The 278-nt window shown below is 43.5% G+C and carries 1 protein-coding gene; it reads left to right on the top strand.

Going from position 1 to position 278, the window contains the following annotated elements; genetic code table 11:
- Positions 1-196: 196 nt before the first annotated feature.
- Positions 197-278: biotin carboxylase N-terminal domain-containing protein (locus JFU56_RS23265; RefSeq protein ID WP_374221065.1), on the top strand; the 82-nt coding region annotated here is incomplete at its 3' end.

Raw genomic sequence — 278 nt, 5'->3', positions numbered from 1 at the left:
GCATTGCTGATATCCGCGCATCTGCTGAGGGTAAAGAAGGCGTACAGTCATTTTTGCAAAAACGTAAACCAAGCTGGCTTGAATGACGCAGGTAAAATAACTGAGGTAAAAAGCTGGATTTTATAAGCCAAATTTTATAAGTATGCCAAGTTAGATTCGCGGTGATGCGGTCTTGAAAAAATAAAAGGGGACGATTATGTTTTCAAAAATCTTAATAGCCAACCGGGGTGAGATTGCTTGCCGCGTGGCAGCCACCGCCAAAAAACTGGGCGTGCGTA

The organism is Moritella sp. F3, assembly GCF_015082335.1.
Classification (GTDB): domain Bacteria; phylum Pseudomonadota; class Gammaproteobacteria; order Enterobacterales; family Moritellaceae; genus Moritella.
This window is presented reverse-complemented; position numbering and strand designations above follow the sequence as displayed.